This window comes from Empedobacter sedimenti, assembly GCF_030005555.1.
Taxonomy (GTDB): domain Bacteria; phylum Bacteroidota; class Bacteroidia; order Flavobacteriales; family Weeksellaceae; genus Empedobacter; species Empedobacter sedimenti.
On record NZ_JASCQG010000024.1, the window covers coordinates 1 to 17,656 of the forward strand.

A 17,656-nucleotide genomic window follows, 5' to 3' on the forward strand; every position below is an offset into this window, starting at 1 on the left:
AAATATGGTAAGGTCAAAAATCCTAATGATTTTCCTACATTTCAAATTAATCAAAATAATAATACAATAATATTAAATAAAAACTATACTTTTAAATGTTCCTAACAAGGGGAAGATTACACCTGTAAATATGGTAGTTATTTGGATTTTGATTAATAAAATTAAATTCATTATTGCTCAATATAATTTTCTGATTAAAATCAAATGCTGTTGTCTTTACATCAGTAAAAATTTTTAAACCATCATTTTGCAATATTTGAAAGTCGTAAGGTAAACTACTCTCTCTTGATTGATTTACCCAAGTAAAATTAGCTATACTACCTGCTATTTTTTTTCTATCTAAATATTGAGCAATTAGTTCTTCTCCTTTTTGACCTGTTATTTTAAAATTTATTTTAGCTCTTTCAATATTAAAGTAACGTGATTTTATTATGTTTAATTGTATATAATCTGTTTGAGAAATTAACTCAAAGTCTTTAAAATATTTTACAACATCCTCAGATGATTCGTTAATTCTAATTTTACAATGAATAGTGTTATCTGATTCCCTATAAAAATATAATTGATGCATTCCTCCAACTAGAAATTCTTGTAACGAAAAACCATTATCTTGCTGTAATTGATTTAAATAAAATCTAATTTTATCCTCTTTTATGTTTTCCTTTACATTAGTTTTATATTCAAAAACATTTGGAAAAGATTTTACTAACTCTATTGTTTTTAAAATTAGTTGATCATCGAACCGAAATATAATATCTTTTTTATATATTTTTTTATCTATAGAATAAGAGTATGTATCATATAATAAATCAATAACTTCAAATTTATTCAGAAAAAAAATAAAAGGTTTATTATCTTCTAAACTCAAACTTTCTACACTTTTTTGGTAATATAAAATGATGTTTCATTATTACTATTAATAGATATAGAATATTTTGAATCTTGACTCCTTACATTTTTAATATACAATAAATTCATAATATATTTTAAATTTCTAAATTATTAACAAATAAATAGTGCAATATAGCATAAATAGTATTTACACTCACAGCATTACCTGCTTGTTTATATAATTGAGCATTAGAAATTTTCGCCTTAGCTGCATTATTATAAAAATTCTCATTGAACCCCTGTAAAGCCAATGCTTCTTTCGGAGTAATTCTACGTATTGGTTGCTTAGCTAAATCTTCTTTTGAGAATTCAATATTTACATATTCCAATGGATTATCACTATTTAAAAAACCCTGTGAATAATAATTATCTTGGTTAGCTCTATGCATTTTAGCCATAGTAGCTGTTAGCGGTCTAGCAACTAGCTGATTAATCTCTGACTTCGCTATATAATTTTTACTTCCATTAGCTAAAATTGTTGGTTTAATCTTTTCGGATAAATAATATTTATCTTCAACAACACTATCTAAAACATCAAGTACAGAATTTTGAATTAATAAATTATCTCTTAAAGCATTAGCTTTATAATTATTTAAAACAATCTCTTTATTAAAAACAAAATCATTATTAATAATAATGTCTTGTCGAATACCTAATATTATAACTCTGTTTCTAACTTGTGCTAAATCAAAATCTTTTGTATTGAAAATATCAAAATAAATCTTATAACCTACCTCCTCTAATGCATGTTTAACCTCTTTAAATGTTTTACCTTCATTATGAGAAAATAGATTTTTCACATTTTCTAATAAAATATATCTTGGTTGTTTAACTCTTAAAATATCTACAATATTATAAAATACATTACCTCTGTGATCATTAAAACCTTCTTGTTTTCCCATCATACTAAATGGCTGACAAGGAAAACCACCAGTTAATAAATCAAAATTCGGTAAATTATTAATATTATCTTCATTAGAGGTAAATTGAATTATATCGCCTAATTCAACTTCATTAGTTGTATCATAATTAGCTTTGTAAGTCGTTGTAGCATATTTATCTATCTCAGAAAAACCAACACAATTAGTATGGAAATTATGGTTTATTCCTAAAATATCAATAGCTTTTCTAAACCCTCCGATACCAGCAAATAACTCTAAATGTCTCATTAGATATATTTTTTAATAGTTTTACCGATTGCCTCCGCTAACAATACGGGTACTGCATTACCTATTTGAGCATACCAATGATTTTGACTGCCTTTAAAGAAATAATCATCAGGAAAAGTTTGAATACGTGCCGCTTCTCTTGGCGAAAGACCTCTGGCTTGATTTGGATGAATATACATATTACAATCAAACTTCATATGTGAAGTCATAGTCTTACTTATCTTCGTTTCATCCAATTTGAAATATTTATCTTTAAACATATGATTTCTATTCGAATATGGCATTATATCTTTAATAGATTCATGCAAGGAATTAGCTCCTTGAGGTAGCCTTGAAAATATTTCAATATCACGTTCGTTGTTGTATCTATTTTTATGATTAAAAATATAATCTGAAACCTGGTTTGAATTTAATCGATTTAAAAAATCTGTATTTTTTTCTTTTTCATTTTTGCGAAAAGTAAATCCATAATCTGAATTTTCAATTTCGTTATTATTTCTAATATCTTTTGGCTTTAATATTGGTAAATCATAAATAGCCTCACCTAATGGAACTATTTTACCAGAAGCTTTTGACTTAATTTCTTCAATAATTTCATTAGAATTTATACCAATTCTGTTACCAATCAAGATAAACCTTTCTCGATTTTGAGGAACTCCATAATCTTTGGCATTAAATACATAGTATGAAAAATTATATTCCTCGCCTAAATATGATCTAAAATCCTCTAATATTTCTGGCGCTTTTTTTAGCATCCCCTTTACATTTTCCATAATGAAAAATTTGGGTTGTATGTATTCTAGAACCTCAAGATATGATTTATATAGATTATTTCTTGGATCATCAATTACTCTTTGGCGATTAGCCATAGAAAAACCTTGACATGGAGGACCACCACAAACAATATCAATATTCTTATATGATGATAATTTATTTTCTTTATTTTTAATTAACTCATTAATATCACCAATAAAATAATTATCTATTGGTAAAGAGTGATTAAAAAAATATGTTTCACCATAAATAGGCTCAATCTCATTTACAAAGATTGAATTAAAACCAGCTTTATTTAAACCTAAAGACAACCCACCACAACCAGCAAATAAATCAATCATTAGATTATTTGTAGGTAAGTCACTTTTAATTAGATATTTTTCAAGAAACTTATATTTTTCCTTATTATTTAAAATTGTTTCATAGTAGATATTTAATAAAATAATGATTTTAGAATCTAGAGTTTTAGAATAGTCATTGAAGTAATCTTTAGTTGATTCTTTTATTAATTCAATATTTTCTAATTCAAAAAATTTATCTAATTCTTTAAATAATTCTTTGATTTTTGTATTAGGATTTTTATAGTTTTTTTCAATATATTCAATCATTCTATCATCATTTTTAAAACTCTATTTTTAAATTCAATATCTTCATTTTCGAACAATGAATTTATTTTATGAGAATAGTATTCTATTTTTAGTTTAAATAAGTCAATTTCAATATGACTTGACAATGCCTTTAATTTTTCTAAACTTATATTCTTCTCGTTCTTTTCTACTTTGCAAATAAATGAGACATCACAGCCAATTAGCGTCGCTAAAGATTTCTGCGATATGCCTTTTTTTATTCTTGCGTCTTTTATAATTGTACCTATATTCATTTTGAAAGCAAATTGACCTATAAGGTCAAATTTATTACTTTTAATTTAAAAATATAGATGATTTTTCTTAGCTAGAAAAATTTATTTATCTAAAGAAAAAACCATTTTAAAGCGACACATATAGTCGTTTAAATGAAGTGTATTTGAGTATAAAATTTAACAAAATTAATTATATCAGAAAAAAAATAGTGTACAGAGAATTGAAAAAAATGTCTAGAATGATGATGAAAATAAACTCATCATCAATCTCATAAGTAACTCCATTTACCTAGCTGTCATTATCAAAAAATCTTCTTTTCGTGTAACAACTCTAAGTGTAAGAACTTCATTTCATCTCGTTATACATTGTAAACTCAACAGATATTTTTAGTAATTTGAATTTTAATCAACAACAAACTTTCTTTGATACATTAAATATTATACTTAATTTTATGTAAGTACAACAACTCTTTCTTTAACACTTTACTAGAATTATTAAAAATTTTATATAATATGTTAAAAGTAAATTTTAAAAATCAACCTTCAATAGAAGTTAAAGAAACTATTCACAACTATTGGTTAATTGAAAATAATGAGTTTAAATATCCTCTTTCTAAAATTGGACAACATGTATATTCTTTATTAAAAAGATATTGTGATACATATATCGTTACAAATTGTTCAATTTGTAATAAAGTCAGTAAAAAAATTAAAATTGATAATAGAAATATTTTTGAAAAATATTTTAGATATTATTACGAAAATATTAATTACTGTACCGAATGTGAAGAAAACAAAAAGCTTCCTTACAAACTTTTATTTTCATTTGATGATACACAAAACTCAAAGTCAGATATTATGATTCCAGATAAGGATATTATTCTCAAAGCAGGTGAAAAATATCTTATTAAAGCTTGGAATCAAGCTGATGGAAGATTTAATATCAGTATTTCAGACGAAAGAAGTTTAATGAATCAGAAAAAACAAATTGATGAAGAATTAGATTTTCTAAAAAAATCAGAATAAATGAAAAAGGGTTGATTAAATCAACCCTTTACTCTCTTCAATAATTCGGAAATAATTATCAGACATTTCTTTGTCAGAAACGATTACATTTTGATTTTCAAATGAATTGATTCGATTTTGGATAAATTGAGTTTTAATAAATTCTCTTGGTTTTCCTTCAGCATTTATTCCATAAAACTCACCAGGATTTAAATGAATAATATCCGAAACCTTTACTCTATCTCGTTCTTGAATCGATTCATTTCGACCTTTGTTTTTATTCGTATTCAGATGAACAAATTCTCCACTTGAACCGCTTCCAAAACTTGACGTTTCAAAAGTTCTGTCTTCTTTTGAAAATATAGTTTGAACCATTTTAGCTGTATTTTGATTGGTTGTTCGTCCAAAAAATTGATTTCCTAAATTTGAAATAATAACTTCTGCTTTATCCTTTCCGTATTTATCAACCAATTGACTAAAATCTTGCACACCCAAAACTGTTGAAATTCCATTACTACGACCAGTTGCAGGAACTTGCTCCAGATTCGGAACAAAAATAGTCGGTGCTTCGTCCAATAAAATTATACTTTTCTGTTTGTCTGGAACATTCATTTGCCGAACTGCAACACTAATAATCAATGAAATCAAAGGTGCATAAGTATTTGGTAAACTGCTATCATTCCCTAAAGCCAAAAAAGTAGGATTTGATTTGTCATTTAAATTCAAATCGATTTCATTTTCAGACAATAACCAAAAAATTTCTTTATTATTCAGCGTTGATAAAGCATTCTGAACACTCGATAAAACTCCCGCAACTTGATTTTCTGCCTTTCTATCCATTGCACTTTTCAAAGTTGTAACCATTCCTCCTGCCTCATAATCTTCCGTAATTGCTTCCAATAATTCATAAACATCTGTGTGCAAAAGCAAACTTATCACATGAGGCAACGTACAATAATTCGGATGTTTTTCTTTCAAAAACCAAATTGTACCTGCAATAATCATCTTTGTATTTCTTGCCCAAAAATCCTCCGTTTTGATACTTTCTGGAATCATATTATTTACCAAAGCTTGTGCATATTCGATTGCTACAATGCTTTTTGTTAAATATTTTGGATGAATTGGATTAACCCGATTACTTTGATTCGGATTTTTAAAATCAACTAATTTGAAATTAACCGAACTATTGGCGAAATAACAATATCGAGCTTTATCAATCAGCTCAGGACTTTTGAAATCGTACAAAATACCTGAATAATTTTGAATTGAAATCTGTGAAATAATTGGTTCAAATATATTAACCGATTTTCCACTTCCTGCACCTCCTTGAACAAATATTCCTCTTTGCGGATTAGCAATATTTATTCTTCCATTTTCACTTTCGAAAACAAAACCTTTGGTTTCTGTTTTTGAAATAGATCTAAATTCAATCTTAGTTTTTAACTTCTTCTTTTTGAATATAAAATAGACAAGTCTTAAATAAATCAAACTGATTAAAGTAAAAAATACATATTTGAAATTATCATTTCCGTAAGTCATTTTAACAAAAACGGAACTTCCTAGAGCTAGAAATGAAGTTAATCCAACAATCAAATTAATTTTAATAAAACGAAATCTGAAATCTCCTTTTAAAATTTCTGTTATCCATAAAGAAACTGGAATACTTGAAACAACAGTGCTGTAAAAAGTATATTTCTTCGCAAATTCTATATAGGGCAAAACTAAAAATGCTTTTTCTGTTTTCAATTCTAGAACTTTTTCATCTGAAACTAACGCTAAAAATGGAACAAAAACTAACGCATATCCAAAAATAAAAACAATATATCCCAACATGAAAATCAAAATAAACTTGATTAATTTCCCTAACATTCCGAATAGAGAAAATGATTCATTTAATGAAAATCCTTCCATAATTTTAGTTTATAGATTCTCTTAATTTCTTACTATCATTAGGATTATTCTCAATCCAATTCAATATTTTCTGATATTTTATTCTTTCATTATCAGTTAATAAACGCTTTTCTTGAATCAATTTTGATTCATAATCTTCTACAATCTCTTGTTTTGACTGAAAAGCCACTGAATAAGCATAAAACAAACTCGAAAAACCAATTAAACACAACAAAAAACCTACAATTAAAAGTTTCGTATTGGTATGATTTTTCTTTAAAATCGATTTTAATTCATTCGTTTTGATATCAATTCGATTAATGAAATGTTGATATTCATTCGGCAATTTAATCTCAGGAATTTCAATATTCTTTGTTAAGTTTGAAAGCTGAGCAATTTTCGTTTCAAATTCTTGCGTTTGATATACGCTATGTTTATTTTGTTGTTGACAAATTTCCTCTAATTTTATAATTGAACTAATTAACTGTTCTGTCTTTTCATTCAGAACTTTTAGCAATCCAACACTTAATTCTCCTATTTTTTTATCTTGATTTTCCATAATCTCTCGATTTTTCAAGTTCTTTATTTTTTTCTAGTTGTTTATGAATGGTTTCCATTCTGAATTCTTTTCCTAATTCAGATAGCTTAAAACCTTTATTCTTATCATTATTCTGATTAATTAGCTTACTATCAGATTTGATTTCTTTTTGATTTAATTCTTTAGTAGAAATTAATCTTGCACCAACTTCTTTTCCTTGTTTATTGGAATGAATATTCAATTCAAAACCTTTCTCTTTTAGGCTTTCTTTTAATTTATCAATTGATGTATTTCTAGAATTCATCAATTCGGACTTCAAAACAGATTTAGCTTCATCTTTTCCTTGCTTTAATTGTTCTTTAGAAAAATCCTTCGCTGTTTTCCAACCACGCTCTTTACTGATTTCATTCGCTAATTTTTGACCTTGCAAGCCAATGTAATTGGCATCAATAGCTTTTCCATTGTAATCAATTCGATTGGCGATAATATGCAAATGATCATTATTTCGACTTTGATGTAAACACGAAATAAATTGGTTTTCATTTAACTTGAATTTCTGCAAATAATCATTTCCTAACTTTTGCCAATCTTCAACTTTAAAATCTTTTGTATATTCTTTTGGTGGTGAAATCACCATATTGATTGTATTATTTTTACAGCGTTCATTTAATTTCTGAACTTCTCTAAATTCTTTATGAATTTCAATTCCAGTTTCACCAAACAATCCATTTCGGTCTATTTCCATAGAAAAACCTTTATCGTTCTGTATATAATCAATTGATTTTGCAGAACCTCTTACACTTCTCACTTTTACTATCATTTGATTTTATTATTTAGGTTTCTAATTACCTCAATTGTATTCCAAATTTCTTGGTTCAATCGAGGGTCTTTTACTTTAATTAAATTGGTTAATCGTTTCAATTTAAAATTGATATTCGCCAGTTCTTTTTTTACGATTAAAGTTTCTTTATTCGTTTGTGGTAATTTATATTTTCGAAACATTAATTGACGACAAAACTGCGATTTAGAAATTCCCAATTGCTCACAAATAAATATCAATTGGTTATTTTCTCGTTCAGTAATTCGAATACTTATTCGAATCGATTTATTATCGACTTTTTCAGTTTTATAATCCTGAAAAGTATCTTTTCCTTTCTGAATTATTTCATTCAGTAATTGCTCTAAATCATTCATGTTTTTATTACGATTTTAAAATCTTTCGACTGACAAGGAGAAAGCAAGATTCGGTTTAGAAGAGAATGAAGCGGAGCGAATTGTCTGACAAACCGACATCTTGCTCTCAAAAAACCGCCTATTTCACTTGTGAAATAAAAAAGACTCTTTCAATGATTTTTTATCGTCAATTTTTCAATTGTGGATAAGAAAATCATTGAAATCCTTATAGAATTCATATTCCTTTCTTGTGTCTAAAGCATTTGAAAAATGGTTTAATAATTTTTCTGTGCACTGATTTCCTGCTTTATCATTATCTAAGTACAAATGGATTTCTTGAAATTGATTTGTACTTAGATATTCAATTGTTTTATTTGTTAATGAAGTTGAATTCATAATCAAATAATCATATTCTTTTTCATCATTTGTAAGCTCAATAAAACTTAGAAAATCAATAAACCCTTCGAATACTTTTATAATTCTTGAATTATTAGAAATCGTTGTAATATCCTTTCCTGTTGAACCTTTGTAAAATGAATTTCTCAACTCATACGAATTCGAATTATTCTTAAATCCAATTGCAAATAATTTGTGTTGTTTGTTTACTAAAAACTCAACTTCCGAAACGTATTTCCAAGATTTAGACGTAATTTTTCTTGAATGCAAATAACTTTTTAACTTGTAATTATATAAAGTTTTTGCTTTCAAGATTTCTATCGAATTTTCTCTTTTAACTGTAAATTTTTGAGGTGAATAATTCTTAGGAACTTGAATAATTGTTGAATTAAAATATTCCAAAACCCCTTTAATATCAGTTTTTAGATAATAAATAAAAAAATCAACTATTTTTCCTCCCAATCCATTACCGTGATCAAACCAAACATCATATTGATAAATTTGAGAAATATGAAAAGAAGCTGTTCTTTCATCTGGTCGAAAAGGCGATTTGAACCAAATGGATTTAGAATTCATTTTTTCTGGTTTCAATCCTATTTTTTGTGAAAGAATTTCCACAAAATCTAAACTATTTATTTGCTGAATATTCATAATAACTTTTTAAAGATTAATAATAACCTAACCAAGCTATTCAAGTCTCTATTCATCTGCTATACAGTCAAATTTTTAATAATATTCGGACATACTCTTCTTGTTCAAGATTACTTGAACTGAATAGGTTTGAATAATTAATTTGATTTTACTTATTCTATAAAACCCTTATTAATAAAGACTTTGAATAAGATGAATAGGTTGAATAACTTGTTTTTAGATTTTCAAAAAATTGTGATAATAAGCGGTGTATTTGATTTGATACATCTTCGTTCGCTCAATTCCGATTCGTTTAGTCTTAAAACCAATATTATTTAGAAGTTTTCCTAATGTAACAGGATTCTTATTGACGAAAACTTTTCGCAAACCGAAACATAGCTCTGTAACTGTGATAAAATCATTTTCAGACTTTCCTTCTTCTATAAAAGACAATAATTCTTCTTCTTCCCTCGAAAAAGCTCTAAAACGCTTATTCTTTTCTTCATTATAATTCAATTCTTCAGAAGTCAGAAAAGGATTAAACGAATTGTCTTTATATGCTAAATGATAGGCTTGACTCCAAATTTTGTCTATATCAATTTTAGTATAAGAAAAATCAAATGATAAAATTTCAAAAACCAACCAACGAACATTTGAATTATCTTTTAGAATATGTGCCTTATTCGTTGAACCAAGAAAACTTGCTCTTCTCAAAATCCGCTCAGATTTCTTTGCATAAGGCAAACGTTCATTAATCATTTCTTTTGAAATAAGTGATTTCACAAACTCTAAATCATTCGACATAAAGTTTTGCATTTCATCAAGATTAATAATCAGATTTGTTGCAATTTTGATAATTGAATCTTTATCATTGCTAATATTTTCTGTGATATAATCCTGTAAAATTGTAGGGCATAAATACCGAATAAAAGTCGTTTTACCGATATTTTGTTTTGGGCTATAAAAGATGATTGCATTTTTATTCACAATCTTTTTCTCACAACCGCATAAAACGGTTCTCACCAAAAACTTTTTGAATTGAATCTTAAAAAAATCATCATCATTACTCAATTCAACTTTCGAACATAATTCTTCTATATAATCTTTTCCATCCCAAATAGGTAATTGATGATGAAAATAAAATTCGATTGGATTATAATGCTCAATGCTTGCTTTGAGGTAGATTAAAAGTTTGTCGTACGAAATCTTAATTCCTTTCTTTTCTAATTCAATAAATAATCTGTCAACGTTCAATTCTTCCCAGTTATGAGAATTTATTGAAGTAAATTCATATGTCAGACTAATATTATTGAATCGAATGAGATATGTTGAGTTAAGATAATACTCAACCTTGTCGAAAATAGAGTTCGACATAGCATTTTCATTCATAAATCTTCCGATTTTAAATGTTATGCCTTATATTTGCTTTGCGAGAACGGTATAAGACATAACACGTTAGTACTGTTTTAAAAAGTGATAGTCAAAATTAATTGATTATCGCTTTTTGTTTTCTTTGTGCATAAGGTCTGTAATTTGAGAATACTTAATGTAACCTCTTTTCCCTTTTTCTAATTTTACTTCAGTCAATATACCTTCATCGATATATCGATCTAAAGTTGTTCGTCCAATTTTCAATAATTGCATAACTTCTTTTTTAGTCAACAATTCCTTGTCATGTTTGGTAACAAGCTTTGAAACTTTTTCATTCAACACATCCATTGTGTTTAATAATTTGTCCCATTCCATCTTTGAAACAGTAACAGTAGTAAATTGAAATTCATTCATTGGTAATAATTTTATTTTTATTCCCTTAATAATGTTAAAAATATACTTTTGACAAGTATTGATATCCAAATATATAAAATATTTGGGATTAAAATTATTTTTATTCCTTTATTTTTTATTTTTTAACAAATCGTAGATATTATCTGTTAAAAAAATATCACTACTTTCAAAGATCAAGTAATCATTTATTAATGAAAATGACATTTCTCCATATTTTTTTCTGAAGATTTCACCTTTCCCTTCAAATATCCATTTGTACATATTTATATCATTTTCAATTGAGAAATTGAATAAATCATTACAAGAATTTATATAATCCAATGTTTTCTTTTCCTTAATAAAAAATGTAGGTAATACCATATTAGTATGCATTATATCATTAGCTGTAGTATGATTAATAAAATTAGCATCTAACTTACTTGTTGATATTAAATATTGAACAAATTCGTTTCTATAATTATCATTTCCTTCTACAGAAGGTTTTTGATCATCGAAAAATATAGTTTCTTCTTCAAATTCATCCATATCATGATCATTTTCAAAATCTTGATATAAATAAATATCATCATCATCAATTGGAAAACCTAGTGGTTTCTTATAGAAATCAACATTCTCAGAAGTATAAAAGCTATATAAATCTTTGTGCAATCTCTCAATATCTTCTGTATAAAAAATAAATTGATACAAATCTTTTGAATACTTTATTAAAGCATTTAGATACTTTGTTTCAATATCAACCAAATCTTGATGTCTTTTTAATGAGCTTTCATCAGCTAAATATCCTAGTAATTTACTCTTCAATCTATGATTTGATCCATTTAAATTAAATCTAAAATAGACGGGATATCTATTTCGATAATCAGGTTTTAATTTTGTATTTAAATAAAACTTTGGCTTAATCTCTTTCATACTAATAAATGTATTGTAAATATAATGGTTTTACTTAAAATCAATTTTATCTAAATCATTTAATAATGTTACATCCAAAACTTTTGCATAAACTTGTGTTGTTTCAATTTTATCATGTCCAAGTATTTTCTGAACCGTAGAAATTGGTAAACCATGATAAATTAGATTAGTTGCGCAAGTATGGCGAGCGACGTGAAAACTCAGTTTCTTTCCTGATTTCAACTTATTTTCAATTGTTTTAAGATGTCTATTGATTTCTGAATTGATAAAATCATCAAATAAGAATTTCTTCTCTCCTTTATACTTTTCAAAAATCTTGACTGGTTTTCCATCAAACAACTTACTAATTGGTAATCGTAGAATTTTCTTTGTTGACGAATCATTCTTTCTTTCAGACTTCATCATATCAAACGTTAGCCAATAAACTTTTCCAACTTTGGTAAAATCATCATCCTTCAATCGAACAATATCTGAAAAGCGAATTCCTGTATAACACGAAAAAAGAAATATATCTCTAACTTTATTTAATTCATGCTCATCAGAATATTTCAACTTTTCTAATCTTTTCAATTCATCTGGACTTAAAAAATCACGATTACCATCAACTTGACGCAATTTAAATTTCTTGAATGGATAATCATTTATTTCCATCAAATCCTTTACAATAGCAAGATTAACATAAGTTCTAATATTCTTGAAATACTTATAAACCGTATTTGTTCCTAAACTTAGACGATTTAAATAACGTTCAAAATCCATTAAAAATGAAACATTCAAATCTTTAAATTCTAATTCCTTTCTAAATTCTCTCAAAACTAATAAAGTTCTTCTTTGAGATTTTTTTGTTGATTCTTTCAATAAACCTTTCTCTATTTCATCTTGCATGAATTTGTAGAATGAAATATAAATTCCAACTTCTTTGATTTCTTTCAAATTACTTAGTGAAACAGATTCACCTTTTTGTTTTTTGATTTTAATTGATTCTTTTAGTTCAGAAATTTGTCGATCAATTTCTTCATTCAGTTCTTCGTAATCATCACGATAATCATTAATCAACGTTCTTTTTTCATTCCATTCATTTGGCTTAATATAGATTTCTGTTGAAAAATATGTTCTCTTTCCGTTTTGATAACAACAAATTTGAATTAATGCTTCTCCATTTTTATTGAGTTTATTCTTTCGATTATAAACCAATGAAATTTGTATTTGACTCATAACTATATGTTTTAAAAGTCAAATCTATTTTAGATGATTGATAAATTTTCTTATTTAGAATTGGGCTAAGAAAAATAGGGAGAAATAGTGAAAATATACTGTTTTTCTAAAGTAAATTAAGAAAATGAGCCAAATAAAATCTATAATCGGCTCATAATTTTAGTATATTTGAGCCAATTAACTAAATTAATCGGCTCATGCAATACAATTGGCAAGATAAAAATTGGGCAAAATTTGAATATGAATCTTCTGTAATCGATCAAATTATTATAAAATTTGCTTTAGAAACAGGCGAATTAAAAGGAATGATTGATACTTTATCCGAAGATGTCAAACAAGAAACGATTATTCAATTCATGATTGATGAAGCTATTAAAACTTCTGAGATTGAAGGTGAATTTTACAGTCGTCAAGATGTGATGTCATCTATTAAAAATAAAATTGGAATTCATTCTTCTATTAGCCATATAAAAGATAAAAATGCACGTGGAATAGGTGAATTAATGGTCGATGTTCGTAATAACTTTAAAACTGAACTAACAGAAGATTTAGTAAAAGAATGGCATAAAATCTTATTTGAAAATTCTACTTCTATTAATGCAGGAAATTATAGAATTGGTGAAGAGCCAATGGTTATTGTTTCGGGAGCTTATGGTCGAGAAAAAATACATTATCAAGCACCTCCTTCAGACTTAGTTCCTACAGAAATGCAAAAATTTGTCAATTGGTATAATGGATTCAAAATTGAGCCAATCGATATTAAAAGTGCACTGATTAAAACTTCTATTGCTCATTTATATTTTGAATCAATCCACCCGTTTGAAGATGGAAATGGACGAATTGGACGTGCTATTGCAGAAAAATGTTTAGCTGAAAGTTTTAATCGTCCTTTAATCATGAGTTTATCGAGTACAATTGAAAAGGATAAAAAGAATTATTACGAAGCATTGCAAGATGCACAACGAACATTAGAAATCACAGAATGGATTTTATATTTTTCTACCACTATTCTTGAAGCGCAAATTCAGGCAAAGAAAATAACCAACTTCACTTTAAATAAAACGAAGTTTTTGGATCAAACAAAACCTCTTTTAAATGAGCGTCAACTAAAAGTCGTTCTAAAAATGTTGGATCAAGGAGCTGAAGGTTTTGAAGGGGGAATGTCTGCAAAAAAATACATCTCAATTACAAAGACTTCTAAAGCTACTGCAACACGTGATTTACAAGATTTAGTAGATAAAAATGTTTTGACTACCGAAGGTGCAGGGCGTTCTGTGAGATATGAGTTGAATATTTAATTTCACCTTTTCAATAAAACTATAAAAGGTAAAAAATAGTTTATTGGTTTTAAAATTTTAAATACCAGTACTTAAATCTCTATTTAAAGAATAAAAATGTCCAGTTTTTTCATGAAAAAACTGGACATTTTTATTATATTTTTAAGCTTTAAAAATTCTATTGATATACTCGCATAAAATGTATTTCATTGATAAGTAAAATTATTTGAGGATTTGGTAAATAAAGTATATTAAAATATACATATTATTTATATTTCGTATTTTTGATTATTATAATATACATTTATGTTAAATTTTACAACAATAAAAGATGTAAAAAATTCAATTGGAGCATGGTGTAAAAAGATGCGAAAAGCAGAACACTTAACACAACAAGAATTAGCTGATGAATTAGCTCTTTCGCGCTTAACAATTGCTAAACTTGAAAATGGAGAGAATCCTACTATCGAAACTCTTTTGAAAGTATTACAATATTTTGACGAAATGAAATCGATCAATCAATTTGTTTCTGATAAAATTGAAAACTTAGATAACAATCAATCCATGTATTAATAATAAATCGTGTGAAACTAAATTTATCTTATTAATTAAAATCTCATTAGGAAAGATTAAATCCTTAGTGATTTAGAATTTGGAAGCTCTTCACTTTCTTTTGAAAAACAATAGTAATTATTAGCAAATATATAAAATGGGTATCAAACGGGTATCAAAACTATGGTGAAAAATGGTGATTTTAAAATGCAGTAAAAATGATAAACTATTAATAATCAGCATAATTAAATAAAAAAAGCACCTTTAAAAAGGTGCTTTTGTGGTCCCACTTGTCCCCGTTGACAATATTTACTAATATTTCTAAACATATACTTTTACCAATTAAAACATACATTTTAAAAGGATTAAGACAATTAAATGTATACTTTTGTTTACAAATATAAACTTTTATTTACTATATTTAGGGGAGTAATTAGGGGAGTAATATAATTTAATATGGCATCAATAACTTATAAAGTAAATCTTAAAAAAGAAATATCACCTATATCTGTACGATTTAAAGTAAATCAAGATTTAGAGGCTGAAAGAAAATTTGGGGATTTTAAAATTGAAACTAAATATTGGGATACTACCAAAAAAAGAATAAAAATTAAGAATAAACCCGAATACAATATTATCAATACAAAATTAACTGATTTTGAAGGATATCTTCAAAAACAATTTTCTATAGAGAGCACGACTACAAATTTTAATAAATCAAATTTAAAAGAATGGTTAATTATACAAACCAATACTTTCTTTAATATTGAAGATAAAGCTGAAAAAAATCCACTTAGTAAAATCCACTACTTTGATGAATATATTGAACATTTTAATCAAAATATAACTAAATATAAAAATGAAAGAGGTAATACATATTCAAGTTCGTTCAAATCTTTATTTATAAATGTTGGTATTAAACTAAATTTATTTCAAAAATTATATAAACGTCTAAAATTAGAGGATGTGAATATAGAATTTAGAAATGAGTTTGTGGATTTCTTAAGAGATGAGGTAGACTTAGAAGATAGTACAATAGCAAAATATATTAAAGGAGTTAAGTTATTATGCAAATATGCTGAAAATGACAAATTACCTATATGTAAAGACTATACCAAAAGAGAGTTTAAAAAACCATCTTATCAAACATTTGATATTTATCTCAATGAGAATGAAATCCAAAAAATTATTAATCTTGATTTATCAAATATCCCAGATTTAGATTATTATAGAGATTGTTTAATAGTAGCTTTAAGAGTAGGTTTAAGATTCTCAGACCTACATAAACTTAATAAAAATACGATTGAGGAATACAAAGAAAATGGTAAAATCTTAGGGAAATACATAATAATAAATACTAACAAAACTAAAACCATCGTAAATATACCTTTACACCAAAATGTATTAGATATATTAGAAAAATACAATGGTTCATTCCCTGTTCCTATTAGCAATCCTCAATTTAACGAATACATAAAAACAGTTTGTAAAAGAGCTAAGATTAATGAAAAATGCAAAGGCAAAATTCGTCAATCAATTTTAATGAATGAAGGAACTAAAGATGAGTATAAAACAACCAGAAACATTGAAGGATATTACGAGAAATGGCAATTAGTAAAAGCACATACTACACGTCGAAGTTTTGCTACAAATATGTTTTTAGAAGGTCATCCTGTTTTTGAGATAATGCAGATAACTGGCCATAATACAGAAGATGTTTTTTATAATTATATTAAAATGTCTCCAAAAGAAAAAATTGGAAACATTTTCAAAAGATGGAGTAATGAATAATTAATTATTACAGGGGGTACAGAAAATTTGATTTCTTGCCCCCTCTTTTTATTATATAGGGTTAAGTATTTGCTTTTTATATATATTTACAATATCTTATTAATTTATATCCTATGAAAAAACTTTTTTTACTGTTTACAGTTTTGTTATCAATATGTAATTATGCACAAACTTTAAGTTATAATGAAATAAAATCTATTCTTGACAAAAGTCTATCTGAAGCCGACAACTCATTAAGTTACAAAGGATATAGGATATATAGTAATTCTGGTATTAGTGAAAATAGTCTTGCTTATATATGGGACAAAAAAGGAAAATCAGATAAATCAACATCTTATATAGTAATCTCCATTGATAAATCAAAACCTTATAAAATGGTATGGTATCAATATCATAGTTTAACTAATTATAATACTTTATTAAAAACAATTGAAAGTTTGAACTTTAAAAAAACTGAAAGCTATTATAAATTTGAAAGTTTATATTCAATTTATGAAAATGATACATACAATATTAGCATAAGTAAATCACAAAATCATTATACATTTTCAATTAGACACCAATTTGATAAGTTATTAAATAAAGAAATCTTTCCAAAATTTTAATAAATTATGAGAATATTAAAAATCACAGGTATAATGATTATTATATCTACTATCATTGGTTTAATAATAGTGTACATGTAATCTTCCCCTTGTTAGGAACATTTAAAAGTATAGTTTTTATTTAATATTATTGTATTATTATTTTGATTAATTTGAAATGTAGGAAAATCATTAGGATTTTTGACCTTACCATATTT

18 protein-coding genes are annotated in these 17,656 nt (G+C 26.1%); 5 read left to right on the top strand and 13 right to left on the bottom strand.

Features of this window, described 5'->3' with window-relative positions:
- Positions 1 to 91: 91 nt before the first annotated feature.
- The 4 genes from QHG34_RS15240 to QHG34_RS15255 all read right to left on the bottom strand — a co-directional run bounded on the left by QHG34_RS15240 (position 92) and on the right by QHG34_RS15255 (position 3,714).
- On the bottom strand, positions 92 to 868 hold the full coding sequence (locus QHG34_RS15240) for a DUF3883 domain-containing protein (RefSeq protein WP_282631095.1): 777 nt from the start codon (positions 866 to 868) through the stop codon (positions 92 to 94).
- Between the two features lie 118 nt (positions 869 to 986).
- Positions 987 to 2,060, bottom strand: a complete 1,074-nt coding sequence (gene dcm, locus QHG34_RS15245) for a DNA (cytosine-5-)-methyltransferase (protein WP_282631096.1) — start codon at positions 2,058 to 2,060, stop codon at positions 987 to 989.
- Positions 2,060 to 3,442 carry a DNA cytosine methyltransferase gene (locus QHG34_RS15250; protein ID WP_282631097.1) on the bottom strand — a complete coding sequence of 461 codons (1,383 nt, stop codon included), beginning with the start codon at positions 3,440 to 3,442 and terminating at the stop codon, positions 2,060 to 2,062. Before QHG34_RS15250 ends, dcm begins: the two co-directional genes overlap by 1 nt.
- Positions 3,439 to 3,714, bottom strand: coding sequence for a helix-turn-helix domain-containing protein (locus QHG34_RS15255; protein WP_282631098.1), 276 nt, complete (start codon positions 3,712 to 3,714; stop codon positions 3,439 to 3,441). Before QHG34_RS15255 ends, QHG34_RS15250 begins: the two co-directional genes overlap by 4 nt.
- A 492-nt stretch (positions 3,715 to 4,206) precedes the next feature.
- On the opposite strand from QHG34_RS15255, the gene QHG34_RS15260 reads away from it, so the two are divergent.
- Complete coding sequence (locus QHG34_RS15260; RefSeq protein WP_282631099.1) at positions 4,207 to 4,719, top strand: hypothetical protein; 513 nt, start codon at positions 4,207 to 4,209, stop codon at positions 4,717 to 4,719.
- Positions 4,720 to 4,734: 15 nt separating this feature from the next.
- On the opposite strand, the gene QHG34_RS15265 is transcribed toward QHG34_RS15260, so the two are convergent.
- From QHG34_RS15265 to QHG34_RS15305, 9 genes are all read right to left on the bottom strand, one after another.
- Entirely contained in the window at positions 4,735 to 6,609 is a 1,875-nt protein-coding gene (locus QHG34_RS15265) for a type IV secretory system conjugative DNA transfer family protein (protein ID WP_282631100.1), read from the bottom strand.
- Between the two features lie 4 nt (positions 6,610 to 6,613).
- Positions 6,614 to 7,147 (bottom strand): hypothetical protein, encoded by a 534-nt coding sequence (locus QHG34_RS15270; RefSeq protein WP_282631101.1) that lies wholly within the window; start codon positions 7,145 to 7,147, stop codon positions 6,614 to 6,616.
- Entirely contained in the window at positions 7,131 to 7,946 is an 816-nt protein-coding gene (locus QHG34_RS15275; protein ID WP_282631102.1) for a relaxase/mobilization nuclease domain-containing protein, read from the bottom strand. Before QHG34_RS15275 ends, QHG34_RS15270 begins: the two co-directional genes overlap by 17 nt.
- On the bottom strand, positions 7,943 to 8,320 hold the full coding sequence (locus QHG34_RS15280; protein WP_282631103.1) for a plasmid mobilization protein: 378 nt from the start codon (positions 8,318 to 8,320) through the stop codon (positions 7,943 to 7,945). Before QHG34_RS15280 ends, QHG34_RS15275 begins: the two co-directional genes overlap by 4 nt.
- A gap of 174 nt (positions 8,321 to 8,494) precedes the next feature.
- Positions 8,495 to 9,346 carry a toprim domain-containing protein gene (locus tag QHG34_RS15285; RefSeq protein ID WP_282631104.1) on the bottom strand — a complete coding sequence of 284 codons (852 nt, stop codon included), beginning with the start codon at positions 9,344 to 9,346 and terminating at the stop codon, positions 8,495 to 8,497.
- 216 nt (positions 9,347 to 9,562) lie between these two features.
- A complete protein-coding gene (locus tag QHG34_RS15290) occupies positions 9,563 to 10,714 on the bottom strand; it encodes a VapE domain-containing protein (protein WP_282631105.1) in 1,152 nt (383 codons plus the stop codon).
- A 105-nt stretch (positions 10,715 to 10,819) separates the two neighbouring features.
- On the bottom strand, positions 10,820 to 11,110 hold the full coding sequence (locus QHG34_RS15295; protein WP_282631106.1) for a helix-turn-helix transcriptional regulator: 291 nt from the start codon (positions 11,108 to 11,110) through the stop codon (positions 10,820 to 10,822).
- A gap of 108 nt (positions 11,111 to 11,218) precedes the next feature.
- Positions 11,219 to 12,019 carry a hypothetical protein gene (locus tag QHG34_RS15300; RefSeq protein ID WP_282631107.1) on the bottom strand — a complete coding sequence of 267 codons (801 nt, stop codon included), beginning with the start codon at positions 12,017 to 12,019 and terminating at the stop codon, positions 11,219 to 11,221.
- Between the two features lie 30 nt (positions 12,020 to 12,049).
- A complete protein-coding gene (locus QHG34_RS15305) occupies positions 12,050 to 13,234 on the bottom strand; it encodes a site-specific integrase (protein WP_282631108.1) in 1,185 nt (394 codons plus the stop codon).
- A gap of 197 nt (positions 13,235 to 13,431) precedes the next feature.
- Here QHG34_RS15305 and QHG34_RS15310 point away from each other — a divergent pair, with 197 nt between their 5' ends.
- The 4 genes from QHG34_RS15310 to QHG34_RS15325 all read left to right on the top strand — a co-directional run bounded on the left by QHG34_RS15310 (position 13,432) and on the right by QHG34_RS15325 (position 17,459).
- On the top strand, positions 13,432 to 14,532 hold the full coding sequence (locus QHG34_RS15310) for a Fic family protein (RefSeq protein WP_282631109.1): 1,101 nt from the start codon (positions 13,432 to 13,434) through the stop codon (positions 14,530 to 14,532).
- Between the two features lie 285 nt (positions 14,533 to 14,817).
- Positions 14,818 to 15,084 (top strand): helix-turn-helix domain-containing protein, encoded by a 267-nt coding sequence (locus tag QHG34_RS15315; protein ID WP_282631110.1) that lies wholly within the window; start codon positions 14,818 to 14,820, stop codon positions 15,082 to 15,084.
- A gap of 435 nt (positions 15,085 to 15,519) precedes the next feature.
- Entirely contained in the window at positions 15,520 to 16,854 is a 1,335-nt protein-coding gene (locus QHG34_RS15320; protein ID WP_282631111.1) for a tyrosine-type recombinase/integrase, read from the top strand.
- Between the two features lie 113 nt (positions 16,855 to 16,967).
- On the top strand, positions 16,968 to 17,459 hold the full coding sequence (locus tag QHG34_RS15325; protein ID WP_282631112.1) for a hypothetical protein: 492 nt from the start codon (positions 16,968 to 16,970) through the stop codon (positions 17,457 to 17,459).
- Positions 17,460 to 17,656 lie beyond the last annotated feature (197 nt).

Bases quoted from the DNA above. Each gene is read 5' to 3' on its own strand.
- dcm (WP_282631096.1), bottom strand. From the start codon at position 2,060: ATGAGACATTTAGAGTTATTTGCTGGTATCGGAGGGTTTAGAAAAGCT.
- QHG34_RS15250 (WP_282631097.1), bottom strand. From the start codon at position 3,442: ATGATTGAATATATTGAAAAAAACTATAAAAATCCTAATACAAAAATC.
- QHG34_RS15255 (WP_282631098.1), bottom strand. From the start codon at position 3,714: ATGAATATAGGTACAATTATAAAAGACGCAAGAATAAAAAAAGGCATA.
- QHG34_RS15260 (WP_282631099.1), top strand. From the start codon at position 4,207: ATGTTAAAAGTAAATTTTAAAAATCAACCTTCAATAGAAGTTAAAGAA.
- QHG34_RS15265 (WP_282631100.1), bottom strand. From the start codon at position 6,609: ATGGAAGGATTTTCATTAAATGAATCATTTTCTCTATTCGGAATGTTA.
- QHG34_RS15270 (WP_282631101.1), bottom strand. From the start codon at position 7,147: ATGGAAAATCAAGATAAAAAAATAGGAGAATTAAGTGTTGGATTGCTA.
- QHG34_RS15275 (WP_282631102.1), bottom strand. From the start codon at position 7,946: ATGATAGTAAAAGTGAGAAGTGTAAGAGGTTCTGCAAAATCAATTGAT.
- QHG34_RS15280 (WP_282631103.1), bottom strand. From the start codon at position 8,320: ATGAATGATTTAGAGCAATTACTGAATGAAATAATTCAGAAAGGAAAA.
- QHG34_RS15285 (WP_282631104.1), bottom strand. From the start codon at position 9,346: ATGAATATTCAGCAAATAAATAGTTTAGATTTTGTGGAAATTCTTTCA.
- QHG34_RS15290 (WP_282631105.1), bottom strand. From the start codon at position 10,714: ATGAATGAAAATGCTATGTCGAACTCTATTTTCGACAAGGTTGAGTAT.
- QHG34_RS15295 (WP_282631106.1), bottom strand. From the start codon at position 11,110: ATGAATGAATTTCAATTTACTACTGTTACTGTTTCAAAGATGGAATGG.
- QHG34_RS15300 (WP_282631107.1), bottom strand. From the start codon at position 12,019: ATGAAAGAGATTAAGCCAAAGTTTTATTTAAATACAAAATTAAAACCT.
- QHG34_RS15305 (WP_282631108.1), bottom strand. From the start codon at position 13,234: ATGAGTCAAATACAAATTTCATTGGTTTATAATCGAAAGAATAAACTC.
- QHG34_RS15310 (WP_282631109.1), top strand. From the start codon at position 13,432: ATGCAATACAATTGGCAAGATAAAAATTGGGCAAAATTTGAATATGAA.
- QHG34_RS15315 (WP_282631110.1), top strand. From the start codon at position 14,818: ATGTTAAATTTTACAACAATAAAAGATGTAAAAAATTCAATTGGAGCA.
- QHG34_RS15320 (WP_282631111.1), top strand. From the start codon at position 15,520: ATGGCATCAATAACTTATAAAGTAAATCTTAAAAAAGAAATATCACCT.
- QHG34_RS15325 (WP_282631112.1), top strand. From the start codon at position 16,968: ATGAAAAAACTTTTTTTACTGTTTACAGTTTTGTTATCAATATGTAAT.